The 17,526-nt window shown below is 36.3% G+C and carries 20 protein-coding genes; 17 read left to right on the top strand and 3 right to left on the bottom strand.

Going from position 1 to position 17,526, the window contains the following annotated elements:
- The first annotated feature begins 41 nt into the window (after positions 1–41).
- The 7 genes from ACFOOI_RS10655 (at position 42) to ACFOOI_RS10625 (ending at position 5,212) form a co-directional block, all read left to right on the top strand.
- Positions 42–257, top strand: a complete 216-nt coding sequence (locus ACFOOI_RS10655) for a hypothetical protein (RefSeq protein WP_379837837.1) — start codon at positions 42–44, stop codon at positions 255–257.
- Positions 258–793: 536 nt separating this feature from the next.
- Positions 794–1,777: a PDDEXK nuclease domain-containing protein gene (locus tag ACFOOI_RS10650; protein WP_379837835.1), complete on the top strand. Its 984-nt coding sequence runs from the start codon at positions 794–796 to the stop codon at positions 1,775–1,777.
- A 278-nt stretch (positions 1,778–2,055) separates the two neighbouring features.
- The gene (locus tag ACFOOI_RS10645) at positions 2,056–2,664 is read left to right on the top strand and encodes a hypothetical protein (RefSeq protein WP_379837833.1); all 609 of its coding nucleotides are present in this window, start codon (positions 2,056–2,058) and stop codon (positions 2,662–2,664) included.
- A 168-nt stretch (positions 2,665–2,832) separates the two neighbouring features.
- Entirely contained in the window at positions 2,833–3,237 is a 405-nt protein-coding gene (locus ACFOOI_RS10640; RefSeq protein ID WP_379837831.1) for a hypothetical protein, read from the top strand.
- A 383-nt stretch (positions 3,238–3,620) separates the two neighbouring features.
- Positions 3,621–3,977, top strand: a complete 357-nt coding sequence (locus tag ACFOOI_RS10635) for a hypothetical protein (RefSeq protein WP_379837829.1) — start codon at positions 3,621–3,623, stop codon at positions 3,975–3,977.
- A 241-nt stretch (positions 3,978–4,218) separates the two neighbouring features.
- A complete protein-coding gene (locus tag ACFOOI_RS10630) occupies positions 4,219–4,689 on the top strand; it encodes an N-acetyltransferase (protein WP_379837827.1) in 471 nt (156 codons plus the stop codon).
- Positions 4,673–5,212 carry a hypothetical protein gene (locus ACFOOI_RS10625; RefSeq protein ID WP_379837825.1) on the top strand — a complete coding sequence of 180 codons (540 nt, stop codon included), beginning with the start codon at positions 4,673–4,675 and terminating at the stop codon, positions 5,210–5,212. The genes ACFOOI_RS10630 and ACFOOI_RS10625 overlap by 17 nt, the downstream gene beginning before the upstream one ends.
- A gap of 451 nt (positions 5,213–5,663) precedes the next feature.
- On the opposite strand, the gene ACFOOI_RS10620 is transcribed toward ACFOOI_RS10625, so the two are convergent.
- Together ACFOOI_RS10620 and ACFOOI_RS10615 are read right to left on the bottom strand one after the other, a co-directional pair.
- A complete protein-coding gene (locus ACFOOI_RS10620; protein WP_379837823.1) occupies positions 5,664–6,344 on the bottom strand; it encodes a LytR/AlgR family response regulator transcription factor in 681 nt (226 codons plus the stop codon).
- Positions 6,337–7,419: a sensor histidine kinase gene (locus tag ACFOOI_RS10615; RefSeq protein ID WP_379837821.1), complete on the bottom strand. Its 1,083-nt coding sequence runs from the start codon at positions 7,417–7,419 to the stop codon at positions 6,337–6,339. Before ACFOOI_RS10615 ends, ACFOOI_RS10620 begins: the two co-directional genes overlap by 8 nt.
- 196 nt (positions 7,420–7,615) lie before the next feature.
- Here ACFOOI_RS10615 and ACFOOI_RS10610 point away from each other — a divergent pair, with 196 nt between their 5' ends.
- The 7 genes from ACFOOI_RS10610 (at position 7,616) to ACFOOI_RS10580 (ending at position 13,698) form a co-directional block, all read left to right on the top strand.
- Positions 7,616–9,100, top strand: coding sequence for a CotH kinase family protein (locus tag ACFOOI_RS10610; RefSeq protein WP_379837819.1), 1,485 nt, complete (start codon positions 7,616–7,618; stop codon positions 9,098–9,100).
- A gap of 4 nt (positions 9,101–9,104) precedes the next feature.
- Positions 9,105–9,578, top strand: a complete 474-nt coding sequence (locus tag ACFOOI_RS10605) for a hypothetical protein (RefSeq protein ID WP_379837817.1) — start codon at positions 9,105–9,107, stop codon at positions 9,576–9,578.
- On the top strand, positions 9,568–10,365 hold the full coding sequence (locus tag ACFOOI_RS10600; RefSeq protein ID WP_379837815.1) for a polyphosphate polymerase domain-containing protein: 798 nt from the start codon (positions 9,568–9,570) through the stop codon (positions 10,363–10,365). The genes ACFOOI_RS10605 and ACFOOI_RS10600 overlap by 11 nt, the downstream gene beginning before the upstream one ends.
- Positions 10,337–10,957, top strand: coding sequence for a DUF4956 domain-containing protein (locus ACFOOI_RS10595; protein WP_379837813.1), 621 nt, complete (start codon positions 10,337–10,339; stop codon positions 10,955–10,957). Before ACFOOI_RS10600 ends, ACFOOI_RS10595 begins: the two co-directional genes overlap by 29 nt.
- Complete coding sequence (locus ACFOOI_RS10590) at positions 10,954–11,598, top strand: DUF2490 domain-containing protein (protein WP_379837811.1); 645 nt, start codon at positions 10,954–10,956, stop codon at positions 11,596–11,598. Before ACFOOI_RS10595 ends, ACFOOI_RS10590 begins: the two co-directional genes overlap by 4 nt.
- Positions 11,599–12,039: 441 nt before the next feature.
- Complete coding sequence (locus tag ACFOOI_RS10585; protein WP_379837809.1) at positions 12,040–13,050, top strand: PDDEXK nuclease domain-containing protein; 1,011 nt, start codon at positions 12,040–12,042, stop codon at positions 13,048–13,050.
- Between the two features lie 288 nt (positions 13,051–13,338).
- Positions 13,339–13,698 (top strand): hypothetical protein, encoded by a 360-nt coding sequence (locus ACFOOI_RS10580; protein ID WP_379837807.1) that lies wholly within the window; start codon positions 13,339–13,341, stop codon positions 13,696–13,698.
- Positions 13,699–14,033: 335 nt separating this feature from the next.
- On the opposite strand, the gene ACFOOI_RS10575 is transcribed toward ACFOOI_RS10580, so the two are convergent.
- Positions 14,034–14,561: a septal ring lytic transglycosylase RlpA family protein gene (locus ACFOOI_RS10575; RefSeq protein ID WP_379837805.1), complete on the bottom strand. Its 528-nt coding sequence runs from the start codon at positions 14,559–14,561 to the stop codon at positions 14,034–14,036.
- 349 nt (positions 14,562–14,910) lie between these two features.
- Between ACFOOI_RS10575 and ppgK the strand changes: the two genes are divergently transcribed.
- From ppgK to ACFOOI_RS10560, 3 genes are all read left to right on the top strand, one after another.
- Entirely contained in the window at positions 14,911–15,645 is a 735-nt protein-coding gene (gene ppgK, locus ACFOOI_RS10570; protein WP_379837803.1) for a polyphosphate--glucose phosphotransferase, read from the top strand.
- A 199-nt stretch (positions 15,646–15,844) separates the two neighbouring features.
- A complete protein-coding gene (locus ACFOOI_RS10565; protein ID WP_379837801.1) occupies positions 15,845–16,651 on the top strand; it encodes a mechanosensitive ion channel family protein in 807 nt (268 codons plus the stop codon).
- Between the two features lie 140 nt (positions 16,652–16,791).
- Entirely contained in the window at positions 16,792–17,388 is a 597-nt protein-coding gene (locus tag ACFOOI_RS10560) for a 3-keto-disaccharide hydrolase (protein ID WP_379837799.1), read from the top strand.
- Positions 17,389–17,526 lie beyond the last annotated feature (138 nt).

Below are 17,526 nucleotides of genomic sequence, written 5' to 3'. Positions count from 1 at the left end.
CGTTAGTCAGAAGTTTAAAACACAGAGCAATCGAGCAAGAAATGGAAAGACGACAATACAGATTTAAAACAAACTATTATTTAATAGATGGAGTTTTTAATATTCCTGGACTTGTTATTAGTTCAGGACACGGATACGACTTTAAATCTTTTTGCTGTAAAAAATGCGGAGAAATATTTGTTCTTGAACTTGAGTTAATGCATCAAGCCAATGCAGACTTGCAGACAATTTGCGGTAACAAAGCTTGTCCAAAATGAAATGATAGTTTACAAACTTGTTTGGTAGACTATCCCGAAAATATATTTTATAACGGATCTATAGTGACAAACAATAACCAGATTGATAGATCAAACTTTGAAAAGACAGACCTTGTGGAAGTTTATTCGTTAACCTAATTTTCTAATAAAATATGTTTGACCTTGGAAGCATAGAAAAGCCTTTGACAAAAAGAAAACCAGCCGCTAACAGCTAAGCTTTCGTCGTGTCCGCAGGACATGCGATGAAAGCAATCGGGCCGCGTAGGATTGAACCACCTTCTAAGACAATAACAATGATTTCATTCATTCCTCAAATGGTTATCGAGTGAAATTTAAGTTGGTTTTAAAAACGTTTTGCTTTCATTCGTGCATTCGTGGCAATTCCTAACGTGTACAGTTTATACAGGCCTCGACCCAAAAACAAAACCACTTGTAAATCAAAAAGCCATTCCATACATTTACCAAAAAATAAAACAGATCCAAGCAGCTAAAATCCATTTACATAAACCTTTAGCTGCCTGAAACTTTTTTTAAATATGGATGAAAGGTTTACGAGTATTATTTATCTCATTAAGGATGCTAGAACAAACGCAATAAAAGCTGTTAATGCCGAACTAATAAACCTTTATTGGAATGTGGGAGAGTATATACACAAACAAATTGAAACTAATCAATGGGGGACATCAATTGTCGAGGAATTAGCTAAATATATTGCAAAGCAAGAACCTGATTTGAGGGGTTTTTCTGATAAAAACCTTTGGCGGATGAAGCAATTCTATGAGACATATATAAACTTTCCAAAACTCTCACCACTGGTGAGAGAAATTAGTTGGACTAATAATTTGGTAATTATTGCAAGGGCTAAATCTCAAGAGGAACGTGAGTTTTATTTAAACATTTGCAAACAAGAAAAATATAGTAAACGAGAACTTGAAAGACAGATTTCTGCAAGTCTGTTTGAAAGAACCATGTTAGATAAGGTAAATGTCTCACCAGTGGTGAGAGAAAAGCATCCTGGTTTAATGGATTCATTTAAAGATAGTTATGTGTTTGATTTTTTAAATCTCAATTTAAACCATAACGAAGGTGAGTTGCAAAAAGGCCTATTAAAGCAAATGAAAAGCTTTATACTAGAATTGGGAAAGGATTTTATTTTTATTGGAGAAGAATATAAAGTTGAAGTAGGGAATAGTGATTTTTATATTGACTTATTATTTTACCATAGGGGGTTACAATGTTTAGTAGCATTTGAACTTAAAGCAACGAAATTTAAACCCGAACATTTGGGACAGTTAAATTTTTATTTGGAAGCATTAGACAGAGATGTAAAGAAAGAAAATGAAAATCCAAGTATTGGAGTTTTACTATGCAAAGACAAGGATAATGAGGTAGTTGAATATGCAATGAGTAGAAATATGTCGCCAACGCTAGTTTCAGAGTATAAAACTCAACTTCCAGACAAAAAAATATTGCAAAAACGACTTCACGAACTTTTTGTAATGAATGAAAACATGGATTAGTAATATGCCAACCTCCTTCGTCTTTCAAACAAAAAGAGAAGTATAATTCAGTCTAAAACTTAAAATTGGAGGTAGTTTGAGAAGCCTTCCACCCTAAAACATAACCACTTGTAAATCAAAAAGCCATTCCATACATTTACCAAAAAATAAAACAAATCCAAGCAGCTAAAATCCAATTACAAAAACGACTAGCTGCCTGAAAACTCACTAAAGACTTAAGCGATATTGACGCTAGTTTTGGGGTGGCTTGGATATATGACAATGTTAGCAAGTATATTATGAGACGCATAACAGAAACCATATTTATAATATTAACTTTTGTTTTCTTTGGATGTGAAAAGAAAATCACAGAACAAGAATTCGAACAAAAGATTTTTGATAAATTATTTATAACAATTGTTGATTCAACATATACAGACCAAAGACTTTATACTTGTTTTCCAGAACAAGGCAAACCAATCTACGACAAAAAAGGAAATTGGATTGGCTTGGATTCTGTCGGTCAACATCAGAGAGATTTGGAATGTGAAATCAAAAGAGCTGCTTTCCAAAAAGATACATTAAACCTCATAATCGCAATAGAAGATGAAGGATTGCTTAATGAAGAAACTAATTTAAGTAAATATAATAATTCAAAATTCATTTTTAGACACTTAAGTGAACATCCAAGAGGCGAAGACTTAGAATATACAGGTTGGAAAACTGAGAATAAGTTTGCTGGAGTTATGTCTTTTTCCCATATAAAATTTGATACAAAAAAAGAATCTGGAAGTTTAGCTGTCGGCTATCGATGTGGCGGAAAGTGTGGATTGGGTTATACGGTTTACATTAAGAAAATTAAAAATAAATGGGTTATCGTTAAAGTCGAGGACACGTGGATTTCATAAAATACGTTTGCTCGAACAGCCAAGCCATTTGGCAATATTGCGGATTTTGTGGTAAAATCACGTTTGCGTTTCGTAAGAATTTTTATCTTTAATAGAAAATAAACAGTAACGAAGTTCGCAACCTCGCCAAGTGGCAAAACGTTACCAACCATAATAAAACTAGATACAATGCAGACATTCAAACTCATAAAAGGAGAGATAACATTTGCACGTGATAAAATTATTATTGTGGACGATGCCGAGAAGCAAAAGTGGCTAACTCTGACATCTTCAAGCATGTGGACAATTTTTGGGATATTTTCTGTATTAAGGTATTTAAAAACAGGTGACCAGTTTTTACTTTGGACTGGCTTAATAATTGGATTAGGACATCTTTTTATTTTTGTATTAACTCTTTTCCGGACAGTACAGAGTGAAATATCTTTGAATGATGTAAAATCAGTAACGGCTAGACAACGTTTCAAAAACAAATTTCTGGACATAAAACTTAAAAACAACAGACTAAGACGTGTAATAAGAGTTGATAATTCAGAACTGATAAAATATATTGAGATAAATTTCAAGACAAAATGAAATTAAGGTTGGTAACATTGTATAAATTCAAAAGCTGTTTTTGTGGTTTTCGAGATTATGTAATCTAGTCGTAATTCGGTGTAGCTTGAGATGGAATCACACGCACTCCGCTTCAAAATTTTACTAACGTAGCTAATAATAAACAAAAAAAACCTTCATCTTCTTTCAAACAAAAAGAGAAGTAAAATTCAGTCTAAAACTTAAAATTGAAAGTACTTTGAGAAGCCTTAAATCCTAAAACAAAACCACTTGTAAATCAAAAAAACATTACATACATTTACCAAAAAATAAAACAGATCCAAGCAGCTAAAATCCAATTACAAAAACGACTAGCTGCCTGAAAAACATTAAACATTACTAGTAAATTATAACCACAAAGATTTATGAATAAAAGATATTATTACCTCATCGGATTTGCTATCGTCATCTTGCTAAATGTAGTTATGAGGAAATTCGCGGATCCAAATTATTCAGACGATTTAAATCATATTAATCTTTTTAAGGTAATCGAAAATGCCTTAAGACCAGTTGGGATTTTTCTGTTGGTTAGCTTCTTTTTTAAAAAAGATTATAAAGTATCCCAGTTTGCGATTTTCATTTTAGTAATGATCATTGTAGAGTCTACCTTTAGATACTTTAATGGAAAATCACTACTTGACTACAACTATCTAATTGGCATGATCCTCGGGTTGATTCCCGTTTATCTTATCGACTTGGTTAAGCAAAAAAACGTGGCTTAAGCACACCAGTCAAACATCTAAAGGACTGAATAGCGATAAGCTCCAATTCGTTAATTTGAATCTTACATTGCTGCTTGGTAACTTACTTTTGACTTATAAGATAAAGTTCATTTTTAAATGTGGGAGTAGGATTTGCAAATAGCTAAATTGATATTTGAATATTCAAATAATTGTTTCCCGAAAAAGTAAACTTGGTATGTAATTGTTTCCGTTTTGTGGAAACTATTTTGTAAATTTGTTTATGAATGTTATTGAAACCATTTCAGGGAAAAAACTTTATGTTGAAATAAAGCCCATTGCAGATGGTGATTATAAAGTTCTTAGCAAAAGTCGTTTTTTCTTTGATTGGAAGGCTGAACAAGAGTTTGAGGTTTATAAAATGCAGATTATAGAAACAAACAAAATCATAGGCCTAATATCTTTAGAGAAAATTCCGGAGGAATGGAGGGTACATATTAGACTTTTAACCGTTTCAAAAGAAAACAGAGGAAAAGAAAAAAAATACGACAAAATTGCTGGTAATTTAATAGCATTTGCTGCTAAAATTGCGATAAAAGAATATGCGGAATTTGCCTGTGTGTCACTAAGGCCTAAAACTCAAATTGTAAAACACTACATTGATAAATATAATATGAGATTGACGGGCGTTACTTTGAGTATAGAGGTTCCCGAAATTTTAGATTTAATAAATTACTATGACCATGAAAAGTAAATCAAATAAAGATTTAATTGAAGATATTGAATATGGCTTGGATTTAAGATATATTTCAAAAAAGGAGCAAGAATCAGAAGCGGTATCTTTATTAGAAGCCCGCTTAGAGCGAATTAAGAATTTATCTAAAGATCAAATCATCAGGGCAAAACTAATGCAGCTAAAGTTGCAAATGGAAGCGTATGTAAAGGAGCCTATGTACGACGACCAAAATCATTTTTCAGATTTCTTAAAAGTATATGTAGATACAATTTATTCTTCAAGAAGTAAGTTTGCTCAGGATATTAATATCACGCCAATTAGGCTTAGTCAAGTGATTAATAATCATCGAGATCCTAAGGAAGAGTTTATAATGAAGTTGATGATTCATTCTGAAAAGGTTTACAAAAACGTATGTGATTTTCAAAAGCGAACGTGGTATCAAGTATATTTCCACGAAAAAGTATGCGACACCATGGCAAATCAAGAGAAATGGAGAGGTAGGCTTGAAAAAGAGGTGAAATTAAGTGAAGCATTAGTATAAATGTAATTTACCAATTAGGTTCCATTAATGTGAAATGAGTCTCATAACTAAACGTTTTAATATTTCACTTTCAAAAAAGTAACAAAATTCTCATTATTTGTGGGTTTTGGAGTGTTGAATTACATTTTCAGGGCGAAAAGCATGCCAACAGAGCCAAATGATGAATGGCTGAAAACTCAAATGGAAAAAAGGATATTCGAGTAAGCGTAAACTCGTAAATGACTTGACTTGGCAAGCTCGGAAACAACAAGATGAAATTGACTGGGTTCGGGCAAATTTGGAAAAAGGTGAAAATAGTGGTTTTACTATTAAAAGTAAAAATGAAATTTTAGACCAATTATCAAAAGCTCTTATTATACCTGAGTAGATTTTGCTTTGAAATTTAAAGGCAGTTCGATATCATTATCCATATATAAAACTAATTCTTTTTGATATAAAACAATCCCCCATCTCACCCCCTAACTTTCTCCATAAAGCCCCCCAAAAAGCGTAAGCCAACCGGTATTTGGATATTTTGTAGCGTTATTTGGTTTTTTTGAAAGGACTGTATTTGGTCTAAGGCCACTATGAATGAGTTATGAACTCTACAAAAATAGGGCTCAGGTAGCTTCTCCAATATCCCTTTCATGTTTAGGCGAGTCATTACGGGCTTTTCTTGGCTTTTGAGGTGCAGTTTCACGTAATCTTTTAAGCCTTCTATGTAAATAATATCATCCGCAAATATCTTCACTTGCTTGTATTCGGCATATACTATCACAAAAGGACGCTCCGTTTTTAAAGTAAACAGGTCTTTGGCGTGTCGGGTTGCCTGCAGAAAACGCTCAAAAGGAATGGGTTTTACCAAATAGTCGATCACTTTTAGCTCAAAACCTTCTAGGGCGTATTGTTCGTAGGCAGTGGTAAATATCACCATCGGCGGATTTTTCAATCCCCTCAAAAAACTGATGCCCGACTGGCTGGGCATTTGAATATCCAAAAAGATCAAATCTACTTTGCTTACCCAAGCACTAGCCGCGGCGGGGCTCGCAAACTTGCCCATAAGCTCTAAGTAGGGCACCTTGCTGATGTCGTCCGTTATAATTTCCAAGGCGAAAGGTTCGTCGTCAATCGCGATACACTTTATTTTATCCATCGCTTAGTTTTATGTTAAGTGTAGTTTTATATATGCCGGCAGTTTCTGTTACAGTCAGTGTGTGGGCGTTTGGGTATAGTAGGTTAAGTCTTTGTTTTACATTGGTTATACCGAGGCCTGAGCTTTCGCTTTCTTTTGTACCGTTGTTTTCAAAGACATTGTTTTCGGTCAAAAAACTCAAAGAATTTCCTCTTATTTCTATTCTAATACTTATCTGAGATTCCAGGGTTTCGTTGGTGCCAAATTTAAAGGCATTTTCTACAAAAGGAATAAACAAAAGCGGCTCTATGGTTTTGTTTGCTATGTCGCCAATTACCTCAAAATTTACCTGAGTGTTTTCCGAAATCCGCATTTTTTGTAGCCCAATAAAATCCTTTAAATGCCCTATTTCTTTACTCAGGGCTACTTTTTCGTCATTAGTTTGATAGATAATATAACGCAGCAGGGTGGCGAGTTTTACTACGGCGTCTTCGGTTGCGTCCGATTTTTTACGGGCCAGCCAACGGATATTATTTAGGGTATTAAACAAAAAATGCGGGCTAATTTGCAGCTTTAAAGCCGACAGTTCTGCCGCCGATTTTTCAAGCTGAATTTGCTTTTTCTCTTCATCACTTTTGATTTTTTCTGAAAGCAAGGCTATCAACGAACTAAACAGTACAATCAAAAAATAGGAAAGTATTGGCCCAAATAATTTGCCAAAAAACGAATTTGGTGGTGGCGGATGCCCCAGATTTCTATCAAATCCCCTTGGCGGAGCATTTCGTATTTCTTGCTCAAGAGAAAAATATTCTTTTACAAAATGATTTACCAAAAGACAAAACAGAATGAGCAACGATATATAGAAAAAATAGGCGTAGAGGCGGTGCTTAAAAATGAACTTTGGGACTAAAAAGTTGAAATTAAAATAAAACACGAACACTAAAAACAGGTTGTTTACCAAAAAAGAGGGCATCAGATAGCGTAGTTTCTGTGTATCAGAAATTTCAAAATTTGGAATAGCCAACAGCGGCACACAAAAAAACAGCAGCCAACCTACTATTTGAATTACTACAGAATACGCCTTGGTCAGTTTCATTTAAAAATGTGTTTCGTTTCTTTCTAATACGCAAACATTTACCCAAAAAGCCGAGAAAACTACTTTTTTTTCATAATTCGATACATATTTTATTAAAAATCTACACATAAGTACTAATAATAGACACTTAGCTACTGCTAGGCAACACCCACCTAACATCGGTCGTATACCTGTTTACATTTACCAATATGAATCAATGAAACATATCCTAAGAAGTCTTTTGACTATTGCCACCGTGTTTGTGGCCACTTCGTGCGATTTTAACAGCAGCATAATAGACGCCGACCCTGCTACCTCGAGTGATGCCGCACCCAATTATGAAATGGTTTTTCCTCAAGACAAAGTCAATGAATTGGAAATTACCCTAACGGCTGAGTCGTGGGCAACCATAAAGGCGGATATGGTCACAAAGGCTGGATATGATTTCGGCACCAAAGCGGGTCAAACTGCGGGGGGCAATGCCCAAGGTGGTGGTGCCACGGGTGGCACTCCTCCAACTGGTGGCATGGGTGGCACTCCTCCAACCGGCACTGGCGGGCAAGCGGGTGGTATGGGTGGCGTAGCTCCGGGCGGAAATGGTGCTAGTTTAGACCTGATAACGGGTACACCCGTTTGGGTGAAGTCAACTGTTAAGTTTGGTGGTAAAGAATGGCAAAACGTTGGGTTTAGACTAAAAGGAAACTCAAGTTTAGCTCAGTCGTGGGGAGCAGGTATTTACAAGCTGCCATTTAAGTTAGAGTTTGATCATTTTGAAGATGAAATTCCGGCAATCAAAAATCAGAGGTTTTATGGCTTTAAGCAGGTTTCTATGGCTCCTGGCCAAGGCGACAACACGCTGATAAAAGATAAAATCGTAGCGGATTTGTTTAGAGAAGCAGGTATTCCGGCAGCTAGAACTGCCTTTTACAAAATCTCGATAAACTTTGGCAATGGCGTAAAATACTGCGGTGTATACACCATGGACGAAATGATTAACGACACCATGATTAACGATCAGTTTGGCGAAGAAGACGGCAATATGTACAAGCCTGAGTCTGACTTCGTATCGTTTTTACAGAGTGCATTTGAAAAGAAAAACAACGAAACTGCAGCAGACTATTCAGACGTGCAAGCAGCCATAACGGCCTTAAATGCCACAAACCGCACCTCTGACCCGGTGGCATGGCGTGCAAATTTAGAAAAGACGTTTGACGTAGACCATTTTTTGAAATATTTAGCCATAAACAACACCATCGTAAACTGGGATGCCTACGGTGCCATGGCCCATAACTACTACCTATATACACCAAAAAAGACCGGAAAAGTAACATGGATTCCGTGGGACTTTAACCTCTCTATGATCAGCGGCACCGCTACGGGTGGGCAGTCAGGCAATGCCGTTTCGCTCGAAATGACCGAGGTAAGCACCAAGTGGCCTTTGATCAGATATTTGGCAGACGACGCCACTTATTTAACCAAATACAAAGCCTACGTTAAAGATTTCAATACGAACTATTTTCAGTCGAGCCGCATGAATGGCATCATAGACAAGCAAGTGAACTTGATATCGGCGGCTGTGGCTCAAGAGGTGGCTCCATATAGTTACTTGACCAGCTACGGCGACTTCACTACTGCTACCGCTACGCTAAAGCAACATATAGTAACAAGAAACCAAGCCGTAACCACCTATTTAAACAAGTAATACCATGAAAAAAATCATAGTGTTTCTCCTTTTGATTAGTCCCTTGCTAGTTTTTGCTCAGTCAAAAAAAGAAGTAAAAAAGAACGGCATAAAGTCGGCTACCGAACTTGTAGTAAAAAGCGATGGCTCTACAGTAAAAGACTCATTTAAAAAGTTTGATAAAAACGGAAATGTATCGGAAGAAATAAGTTTTGACAAGGCCGGAAAAACCAAAGATCGAGCAACGTATAAGTACAATGCCATAAACGAAAAAAGTGAGAAGTCGGTCTTTGACCCAAGCGGCAAATTGCTTTCAAGAGAGGTGTATAAATACAATGCAGACGAACAAAAGATTGAGGAGCTTGAATATAACGGCAGCAATGTTTTGGTTTCTAAGGCGACGTATAGTTTTAATAAAAAAGGTCAAAAAGTGCTAAAAAAGACCTTTGATGCCAAAGGCGTATTGATTCAAACTAAAATGTACCAATATGAATACTAAAGCCCTTTTGGAAGAAATAAAAACGATAGCCCAAGAGTTCGATAAAATCACGCTGGAAGAAATGGACGGCGTAAAACTCATGGACAGAATGGATGTCAAATATCTGATACCGCTGCACATCTTAGGACCAATTTTGGAAGATGCCAAAGCCCATTATAAACTACTGGAAATTAACCAAGAACGCCTCTGTGCTTACGAAACACTCTATTACGATACCGAAAGTTTGGACCTCTACCACACGCATCAGCGTGGCAGAGGTAGCCGATACAAGGTGCGTTTTAGAAACTATGTGGGGTCTAATCTGTCTTTTTTTGAAATAAAATTTAAAAACAACAAAGGCAGAACCCTCAAAACCAGGATAAAGCAACCCAATGTTTTTGAACCAAAACTAAATGCCGAAGAGGCGGCTTTTTTAGAGAAAACTACGCCAATGAGGGCTCACAAACTCGTAGGCAACCTAAAGGTAAACTACGACCGCATGACCTTGGTAAACAAATGCTCGAAAGAGCGGCTAACCTTGGATCTCAACCTGACTTTTTTGAAAGCAGAAAAACAAAAAACCTACAGTCAGGTAGTGGTAGCGGAGGTCAAGCAAGAGCGACTTGGGGCTTCGGCCATTATAGATATTTTTAAAAAATATAACCTGCGTGCTGGCTCCATTAGCAAATACTGCCTGGGCGTTATGAGTACCGAAAACGAAGTAAAGGCAAATCGGTTTAAGCCTAATTTTTTACACCTAAACAAAATTATACGTCAATATGATACTTTTGCAAGAGCTACTAGCTAAAACCAATACCTTCGAATGGTTCGATAAGGTTTCCATTAAGTTTTTGTCCCGTTTTTTGGTAGACATCATTTCGGTAATTATTCTCGTAAGATTTATATATTTCAGACACTATCGCCGCACCGACCTGTTTCTTACTTTTTTTGGGTTCAATATCATCATATTTCTCATCACGTATTTACTTAACAAAGTAGAAATGAGCATGGGGGCGGCTTTTGGGCTATTCGCCGTGTTTTCGATGCTTCGTTACCGTACCGAAAATATCTCAGCCAAAGACATGACGTATTTGTTTTTTGCCATAGCCTTGGGGCTCATAACGGCCATTAGCAAGGGCAGTTGGGACGACCTCGGCATCATGTGTGTCATTATGCTAGCCCTTACGGCTCTGCTAGAGGGTGGCGTGCTGATGAAAAAAGAGCAAACCAAAGAAATAGTATACGACAAGATTGGCCTCATCACCCCCGAAAAAAACGAAGAGTTGATAGAAGACCTCAAACTACGAACAGGCCTAGATATACACCGTGTAAATATTCAGGAGGTAGATTTTCTGAAAGACTCAACCAAGATCATCATATTTTATTATACCAAGAAATGAAAAAAATAAGTCTAATTATCTTGTTTATCTGTGCCGGTTGGGCTGCCCATGCCCAGTCAGACGTAGGCCTTTGGACGGGAGGCACAGTAGAGAAAAAAATCACCAAAAAACTAGGGTTTAATATTGGAGCACAGGTCAGAATGCCCGACAACGTGTCGTACACCCAAAGTTACCTCGGCGAGCTCGGGGTTTACTACAAGCCGCTAAAAGGCATGGAGGTGTCTGCCTATTACAGGTTTATAAATAAAAGAAAAGACGAAACCAAAGATTGGAAAAACCGCCACAGATTCTACTACAATGTGTCTTATGGCAAAAAGTTTGGCAAGTTCAAAGTAGAAGACAGGCTGAGGTTCCAGTATCAGTTTAAAGACAACGACGGCGAGATTGGGTACGACAAAAGTTATTTTAGAAATAAAATAGAAGTAGAATACGACAGCAAATCAGATTTTACACCTTTTGTATCTGCCGATCTGTTTTACCAAATTGGTGGAGGTTTTAACCAAATAAGGCCAAAAGCAGGGGTGAGCTATAAAATTAACAAGAAAAACGCCCTGCAGTTGAGCGTATTTAAAGACGTAGCCATAAATACCACAGCCGTAAGTCAAACCACCTTTGTGGTAGGGTATAAGCTGAAGTTTTAAAGCAATTAGACCCAAATCCCTATAAACCTTAATCCGGACCAAGAAATTGGCCCGGCTTTTTTGTGTTTTAAGTATGCGTTGGGTTTCGTATTTCGAAAATAATCATTTGCTCAGTTCTTCTTTTTTGTCTTTCAAGAAAAAGGATTTACTTCCATCAGGATTCAAGCCCTAAATTTGAGTACTTTTTCCTACATTTCACCTTTAAATAAAGGCATTTGTGAATAATGAAACCTTTGTTTAGATTTACCTATAATTTAAAAGATCCAAGCAGCCAAAATCCATTTAAAAAAACTTTTGCTGCATGAAAACTTACGGCTTACTTAAGCGATATGGATGATGGTTTGGGTGGGAGTTGGGATATCTAATTAATGTTGCCAGCAAAGCTTAGAGACATATTACAAACAATTTAGCATTCTTGATTTGATTTTGTATTTTTAAAACATGGATAAGCAATTACAAAAACAAGCGATTTATCAAAAACTCGTTGATACAATTGGAACCACAATTGAAAGTGCTCGATTAAGAGCAATTCAAGCCGTAAATAATGAGTTGCTTAAAGCGAATTGGGAGATTGGTAAATATATTGTAGAGTATGAACAGCATGGAAACGAAAAAGCTGAGTATGGCAGTGCTTTATTGACAAATTTAGCGAAAGACCTTAAAGCTAGATTTGGTAAGGGATTTAGCAAAAGTAATATTTATCTGATGAGACAGTTTTATCTCAAATATCAAATTTTCCAGTCAGTGACTGGAAAATTGACATGGACTCATTACGCTGAATTATTAGCGGTATCGGATGACAATCCAAGAGGATTTTATGAGAAACAAGCAATAAATGAGAATTGGAGTGTTCGAGAGCTTAGAAGACAGATTAATTCATCACTTTTTGAAAGATTGGCATTAAGCAAAGACAAAGAAGGAGTTCTGAAATTGGCCGAAAGGGGACAAATTATTATAGAGCCGAAAGATATTATAAAAGACCCATACGTGCTTGAGTTCCTACAAATTCCTGAAGAACACCGAATGACAGAAAGCAGATTAGAACAGAGAATTATTGATAATTTGCAAACTTTTTTACTTGAGTTAGGTAAAGGATTTTCCTTTGTAGGTAGACAATATCGCATAACCCTCGACAATGACCATTATTATGTAGATTTAGTGTTTTATCATAGGATTTTAAAGTGTTTTGTTCTGATAGACCTTAAAACTAAGCACGTAAAACATCAGGATATTGGACAAATGAATATGTATTTGAATTATTTTAAAGCTGAAGAAAATACTGAAGGTGATAATTCACCGATAGGGATTGTTCTTGGGGCTGATAAAAATGACATATTGGTAGAATATGCAATTGGAGGTATTTCAAATAATATCTTTGTTTCCAAATACCAACTGTATTTACCAGATAAAAAAGTATTAGAAGAAAAAGTAAAAGAGATGATGACAGAATAAAGCCAATCTGGCAACATACAATATAAAACAGGTGGGGTTCAGTGGTTTGCAAGGCTTTGGTTCTCGCTTCAGCATTCTTGTCGGTGGACAGATACTCAACCCGAAAACCCAATCGTTTCATATTGTAAAATTTTATCGTTCAGTGTAAATAAGGTTTTATGGTAGAATTAATTAAATATTTTAAATTCATCTTTTATTAATTGCTATTATCTGTTTAGGCTGTGATAAATCTAAATTTAAAAATTTTATAGTTCTTTATAAAAAAATAGCACTGATTATGTAACACTTTTGGTTACAAAAGATGGCATAAAAAAATGGACGTACAGTTCCAATAATAATTCTGAAAGCACAGGAGAATTTGCTCATTATTTATTTGATAGAGTAACTCTTAGAAAACTAACTAAGATTGGTAGTTTTATTGAAAAGCAAAGTGTAAACGGTGTTTTATACTCAAAGGATAAAAACAATGAAGTAAGCTTCTGTTTAATTAGTGATACATGTTTATTGTCTCAAGGTATTAAAACAGTTTCAAATGAAAAAGACTTAGTAGAAATTAGAGAATTATTCATAAAACAAAAGGGCTGGAAAAAATCAGAGTCAGATTTAAATAAGGATGAAATATATTTATGCCCTATTTACTTAGAGTGATCAAAAACAATTTCTTAAGTAAAATACATGCTATAAAAAGAGGTTTTAAGTAATGCTGGTAGAACAGAATTTAGACAACTTATCGCCATATGATATACCACCAAACCTTTGATTTGGCACACTTTAACAAAAACTAAAAGGAATCAAATCAAAGATTTGGCTATAAACTATGCGAGAGACAGGTCTATAAAATCACATTACTTATTGCTCTGGCGGTTGTAAAACATCAACCAACCCCTCCCTCCAATCCCACCTCTAAAAAAAACAAAAGCCGGCCAAAATGATTTGACCGGCTTTTTATCGATTGTTTTGTTTGCCTTTTTATGTTTTTCGGATCAATATTTTATAAAATATCTCCTTTTGTTACTCCCCTCCGATATCATTGAGTAAATGATATTTGCCGTGTCTTTGTCAAATACCGGGTTTTCGATGGGCTCAAGGCTCTCGTCTTGAACAGGACCTATCGGCTGATCCTCGTTTACTATCGTAATGTTTACTTTAGAAACTCCTTTTTTTATAAAGCCCAATGACTTGGCCGCTCTAAATGATAAATCTATTTCTCGGCCTGCTATGTATGGGCCGCGGTCGTTTACTCTAACGATAACTTTCTTGCCATTTCTGATATTTTCAACTTCCAGAATAGTCCCAAATGGTAATGTTTTATGGGCACACGTAAACTCTGTGTTGTCGAAAGTCTCACCATTGGCGGTTAATCTTCCATGAAATTTTTTTGCATAAAAAGAGGCAATTCCTTTATACGGTTTTCCAGATTTTAAACTCTGACCAAATGTTAATGATGACAAAAACAAGAGGGTGAAGGCAGGTAACAACAATCGAAACGAATACTTTATTTTGTTTTCCATGCTGCAAAACAAATACATGTATCTTGGTTTGGGGCTTAAAATAACCTTAAAATTAGCCTAATAGAAGGAATAGTGCAACAGTATATTGGAAATGTGAAATTTTGAAGAGAAAAAACGCGTAGATTTTGCCTTTTTGGATTAACTTTTAAAGTTATAAAAAAATATAATCACTCCTAAAAAAAGCGTAATTTTTTTTCAAAAGTTTTTTTGAGCCTATTATTCCAATCTGCTTTGCTACTCGGTATTTGATGAAACACGAAATTGTACAAAAACAAGATTCTTGATTTTAGGCGGTGGTTTAGCTTAAGTATTAAATTCTAATTTCTTATTTTTGAGAAAAAACAACACTATGATATTATTGGGTTTGGACATTGGAGGGTCGGGTATAAAAGGTGCATTGGTAAACTCGGAAACGGGCGAGCTCGAATCGGAGAGATTTAGACTTCCCACCCCAAAACATGCCAAGCCGCAGGCCATGGCCGAGGTGGTGAAAGAAATCGTGGAGCACTTTGACTGGAAAGGCCCCGTAGGTGTTGGATTTCCTACCATCGTCAAAAATGGTTTCTGCAAATCTCAGAGCAATTTGCACGGCGATTGGGTAAATGTAAACATTGAAGCTTTTCTGAAAGAGGTATGTGGCAATGACTTTAAAGTTGTAAACGATGCCGATGCCGCCGGTTTGGCCGAAATGTCTTTCGGAGCTGGAAAAGGCAAAAAAGGCTTGATCTTAACCATCACTTTGGGTACAGGTATCGGTTCGGGTGTTTTTCATGACGGAAAACTCATTCCGAACTTTGAACTCGGACACCTTCGCTACAAAAAAAATAAACCTGTAGAATGGTACGCCGCAGACTCTGTAAGAAAGAGAAAAGAACTTACTGATAAGCAATACGCTGAAAGGTTGGAATATTACCTGCAATATGTAGATAGAGTGTGCTCGCCTGACTTGATCATTATTGGCGGAGGCGGCAGCAAGCTGTGGGATAAACTAAATGGACATATTATTGTAGACGTGCCTGTAGTAGTGGCCGAGTCAAAAAACGAGGCGGGTATCATAGGTGCAGCTTTGGCGTCTATGCCTTGATGTTAAAAAATAAACGTATTATGTTTCAAAAGAGAAGTGCAGCGATGTGCTTCTTTTTTTTGTCTATAAGTGTCTGATTTCTAGTTGTTTGTTTGGGTTTTTAGTTTGTATTTTTCAAAAAAATCTAAAAAATATTGTGACCTGCCAAGAAAGGCTTACGTATCAATAACGTATCTCATAACACAAAACAAATTAAACTATGGAACTCTCAGGATTCAATTTAAGCTCACTCTGGAACACACTTTTAGCATGGTCACCGCGTATTGTAGGTGCCATTTTAGTACTCATTATCGGTTTTTGGATTGCCAAAGTTATCTCCAAGATGGTAGGCAGGTCTCTGGAAAAATCTAAAATAGACGGTGATCTCATTCCTTTCCTAAAATCATTGGTGAGTGTTTTGCTTAAGATCTTGGTAGTTATAACCGCAGCTGGTGTGGTCGGAATCGAGATTACGGCATTTGCGGCCTTATTGGCAGGAGCAGGATTGGCCATTGGTGCGGCCATGTCGGGTACTTTGGGTCATTTTGCTTCAGGAGTTATGATTCTTATTTTTAAGCCTTATCGCGTAGGAGACCTAGTAGATATTCAAGGGACTGTGGGAACTGTAAGTGAGATTCAGGTTTTCAATACCATTATAAATACACTTGATAATAAAAAAGTAATCATACCAAATGGAGTGGCTACTTCGGGTATCATGACCAATATATCAGCTAACGGAAAACTTAGGGTAGACTTAAATGTGGCTATGCCTTATGAAGAAGACTTTGAAAAAGTGCAAGGAATTATTAAAACGGCCTTGACTAAAGTAAAAGGTATGGTGGCAGACGAGCCTACGATAGAAATCGAAAAATTTGATGAGAATAATATTTTGTTAGCCGTGAGACCGTATGCTACGCCAGAGTCATATTGGGATGTTTACTTTAATTCATACAGAGAAATCAAAAAAGCATTTGGTGAGGCAGGAATACCAGTGGCTTATCCAACACGAAAAATAAAAAATTTGTAAATAGGGTTGCTTAATTTTAGGGGTTGTTTAGGGGCTTTTAAATCTTAGATTTAAGGGCCCTTTTTTGTTTTATGAAAATTAGCAATTTGGGTTTATTATTCATTATTTTTGATTGATTATTCAACCAAATAAAAAATAAAATGAAAAAGAAGAATGTTATCCTCTTAGCGGCTTTTGTGTTTTTAATTTCTAATGTAAAAGTCCAAGCTCAAAATTTCAAAAAGATATTTAATGGCAAAGACCTCAGTGGCTGGGTGGTGCCACAGCCCAATAACGACAACTGGGTGGTCAAAGGCAAAGAACTCATCGTAACTAGCAGCGAAGACCGCAAAGGCAGCAATCTCTGGACAGAGAAATCGTACAAGAATTTTGTGTTTGAGGCCGAGTATCAAAACATCAGTGGAGTGGTAGATTCTGGCATTTTTCTTCGCTCAGACAAAGACCAGATTCAAATCGGTATTTCGGGTTCACTTAAAAGAGACTTGACGGGCTCGCCCTATATTCCGGGCAAAGGGTACCCCAAAGAAGCAAAACTTGGAAATAGCCTAAACGACAAAGGATGGAACACACTTAAAATCCAGGTGGTGGGCAATACTTACGTGGTTTGGTTAAATGGTGTGGCGGTTAACTCTTATACCTCTGAAACCATACCAGAAGAAGGCCCAATTGGAATTCAACTGCACCCAGGCAATGTGATGAGTATTAAATACAGAAATATAAAATTGGCCGAACTGTAAAACCTTACGCTTCAGCTCAATATGCACCTATTATTAATCCGAAATAATAGGTGCTTTTTTTTGAATATCTATTCTGAATATATGTAGAAATTAGAAAACTGATTTTTTACTATTAGGATTCGAGAAAAAATAAGTAAA

This window comes from Lacihabitans lacunae, assembly GCF_042649125.1.
Taxonomy (GTDB): Bacteria; Bacteroidota; Bacteroidia; order Cytophagales; family Spirosomataceae; genus Leadbetterella; species Leadbetterella lacunae.
The sequence above is the reverse complement of the archived record's forward strand: the minus strand, read 5'-3'. Positions and strand labels throughout refer to the sequence as shown.

Coding starts and splice junctions, on each gene's coding strand:
- ACFOOI_RS10630 (WP_379837827.1), top strand. CDS start 4,219: ATGAATGTTATTGAAACCATTTCAGGGAAAAAACTTTATGTTGAAATA.
- ACFOOI_RS10610 (WP_379837819.1), top strand. CDS start 7,616: ATGAAACATATCCTAAGAAGTCTTTTGACTATTGCCACCGTGTTTGTG.
- ACFOOI_RS10620 (WP_379837823.1), bottom strand. CDS start 6,344: ATGGATAAAATAAAGTGTATCGCGATTGACGACGAACCTTTCGCCTTG.
- ACFOOI_RS10645 (WP_379837833.1), top strand. CDS start 2,056: ATGAGACGCATAACAGAAACCATATTTATAATATTAACTTTTGTTTTC.
- ACFOOI_RS10595 (WP_379837813.1), top strand. CDS start 10,337: ATGATACTTTTGCAAGAGCTACTAGCTAAAACCAATACCTTCGAATGG.
- ppgK (WP_379837803.1), top strand. CDS start 14,911: ATGATATTATTGGGTTTGGACATTGGAGGGTCGGGTATAAAAGGTGCA.
- ACFOOI_RS10605 (WP_379837817.1), top strand. CDS start 9,105: ATGAAAAAAATCATAGTGTTTCTCCTTTTGATTAGTCCCTTGCTAGTT.
- ACFOOI_RS10565 (WP_379837801.1), top strand. CDS start 15,845: ATGGAACTCTCAGGATTCAATTTAAGCTCACTCTGGAACACACTTTTA.
- ACFOOI_RS10560 (WP_379837799.1), top strand. CDS start 16,792: ATGAAAAAGAAGAATGTTATCCTCTTAGCGGCTTTTGTGTTTTTAATT.
- ACFOOI_RS10650 (WP_379837835.1), top strand. CDS start 794: ATGGATGAAAGGTTTACGAGTATTATTTATCTCATTAAGGATGCTAGA.
- ACFOOI_RS10615 (WP_379837821.1), bottom strand. CDS start 7,419: ATGAAACTGACCAAGGCGTATTCTGTAGTAATTCAAATAGTAGGTTGG.
- ACFOOI_RS10640 (WP_379837831.1), top strand. CDS start 2,833: ATGCAGACATTCAAACTCATAAAAGGAGAGATAACATTTGCACGTGAT.
- ACFOOI_RS10590 (WP_379837811.1), top strand. CDS start 10,954: ATGAAAAAAATAAGTCTAATTATCTTGTTTATCTGTGCCGGTTGGGCT.
- ACFOOI_RS10575 (WP_379837805.1), bottom strand. CDS start 14,561: ATGGAAAACAAAATAAAGTATTCGTTTCGATTGTTGTTACCTGCCTTC.
- ACFOOI_RS10585 (WP_379837809.1), top strand. CDS start 12,040: ATGGATAAGCAATTACAAAAACAAGCGATTTATCAAAAACTCGTTGAT.
- ACFOOI_RS10600 (WP_379837815.1), top strand. CDS start 9,568: ATGAATACTAAAGCCCTTTTGGAAGAAATAAAAACGATAGCCCAAGAG.
- ACFOOI_RS10635 (WP_379837829.1), top strand. CDS start 3,621: ATGAATAAAAGATATTATTACCTCATCGGATTTGCTATCGTCATCTTG.
- ACFOOI_RS10625 (WP_379837825.1), top strand. CDS start 4,673: ATGACCATGAAAAGTAAATCAAATAAAGATTTAATTGAAGATATTGAA.
- ACFOOI_RS10655 (WP_379837837.1), top strand. CDS start 42: ATGGAAAGACGACAATACAGATTTAAAACAAACTATTATTTAATAGAT.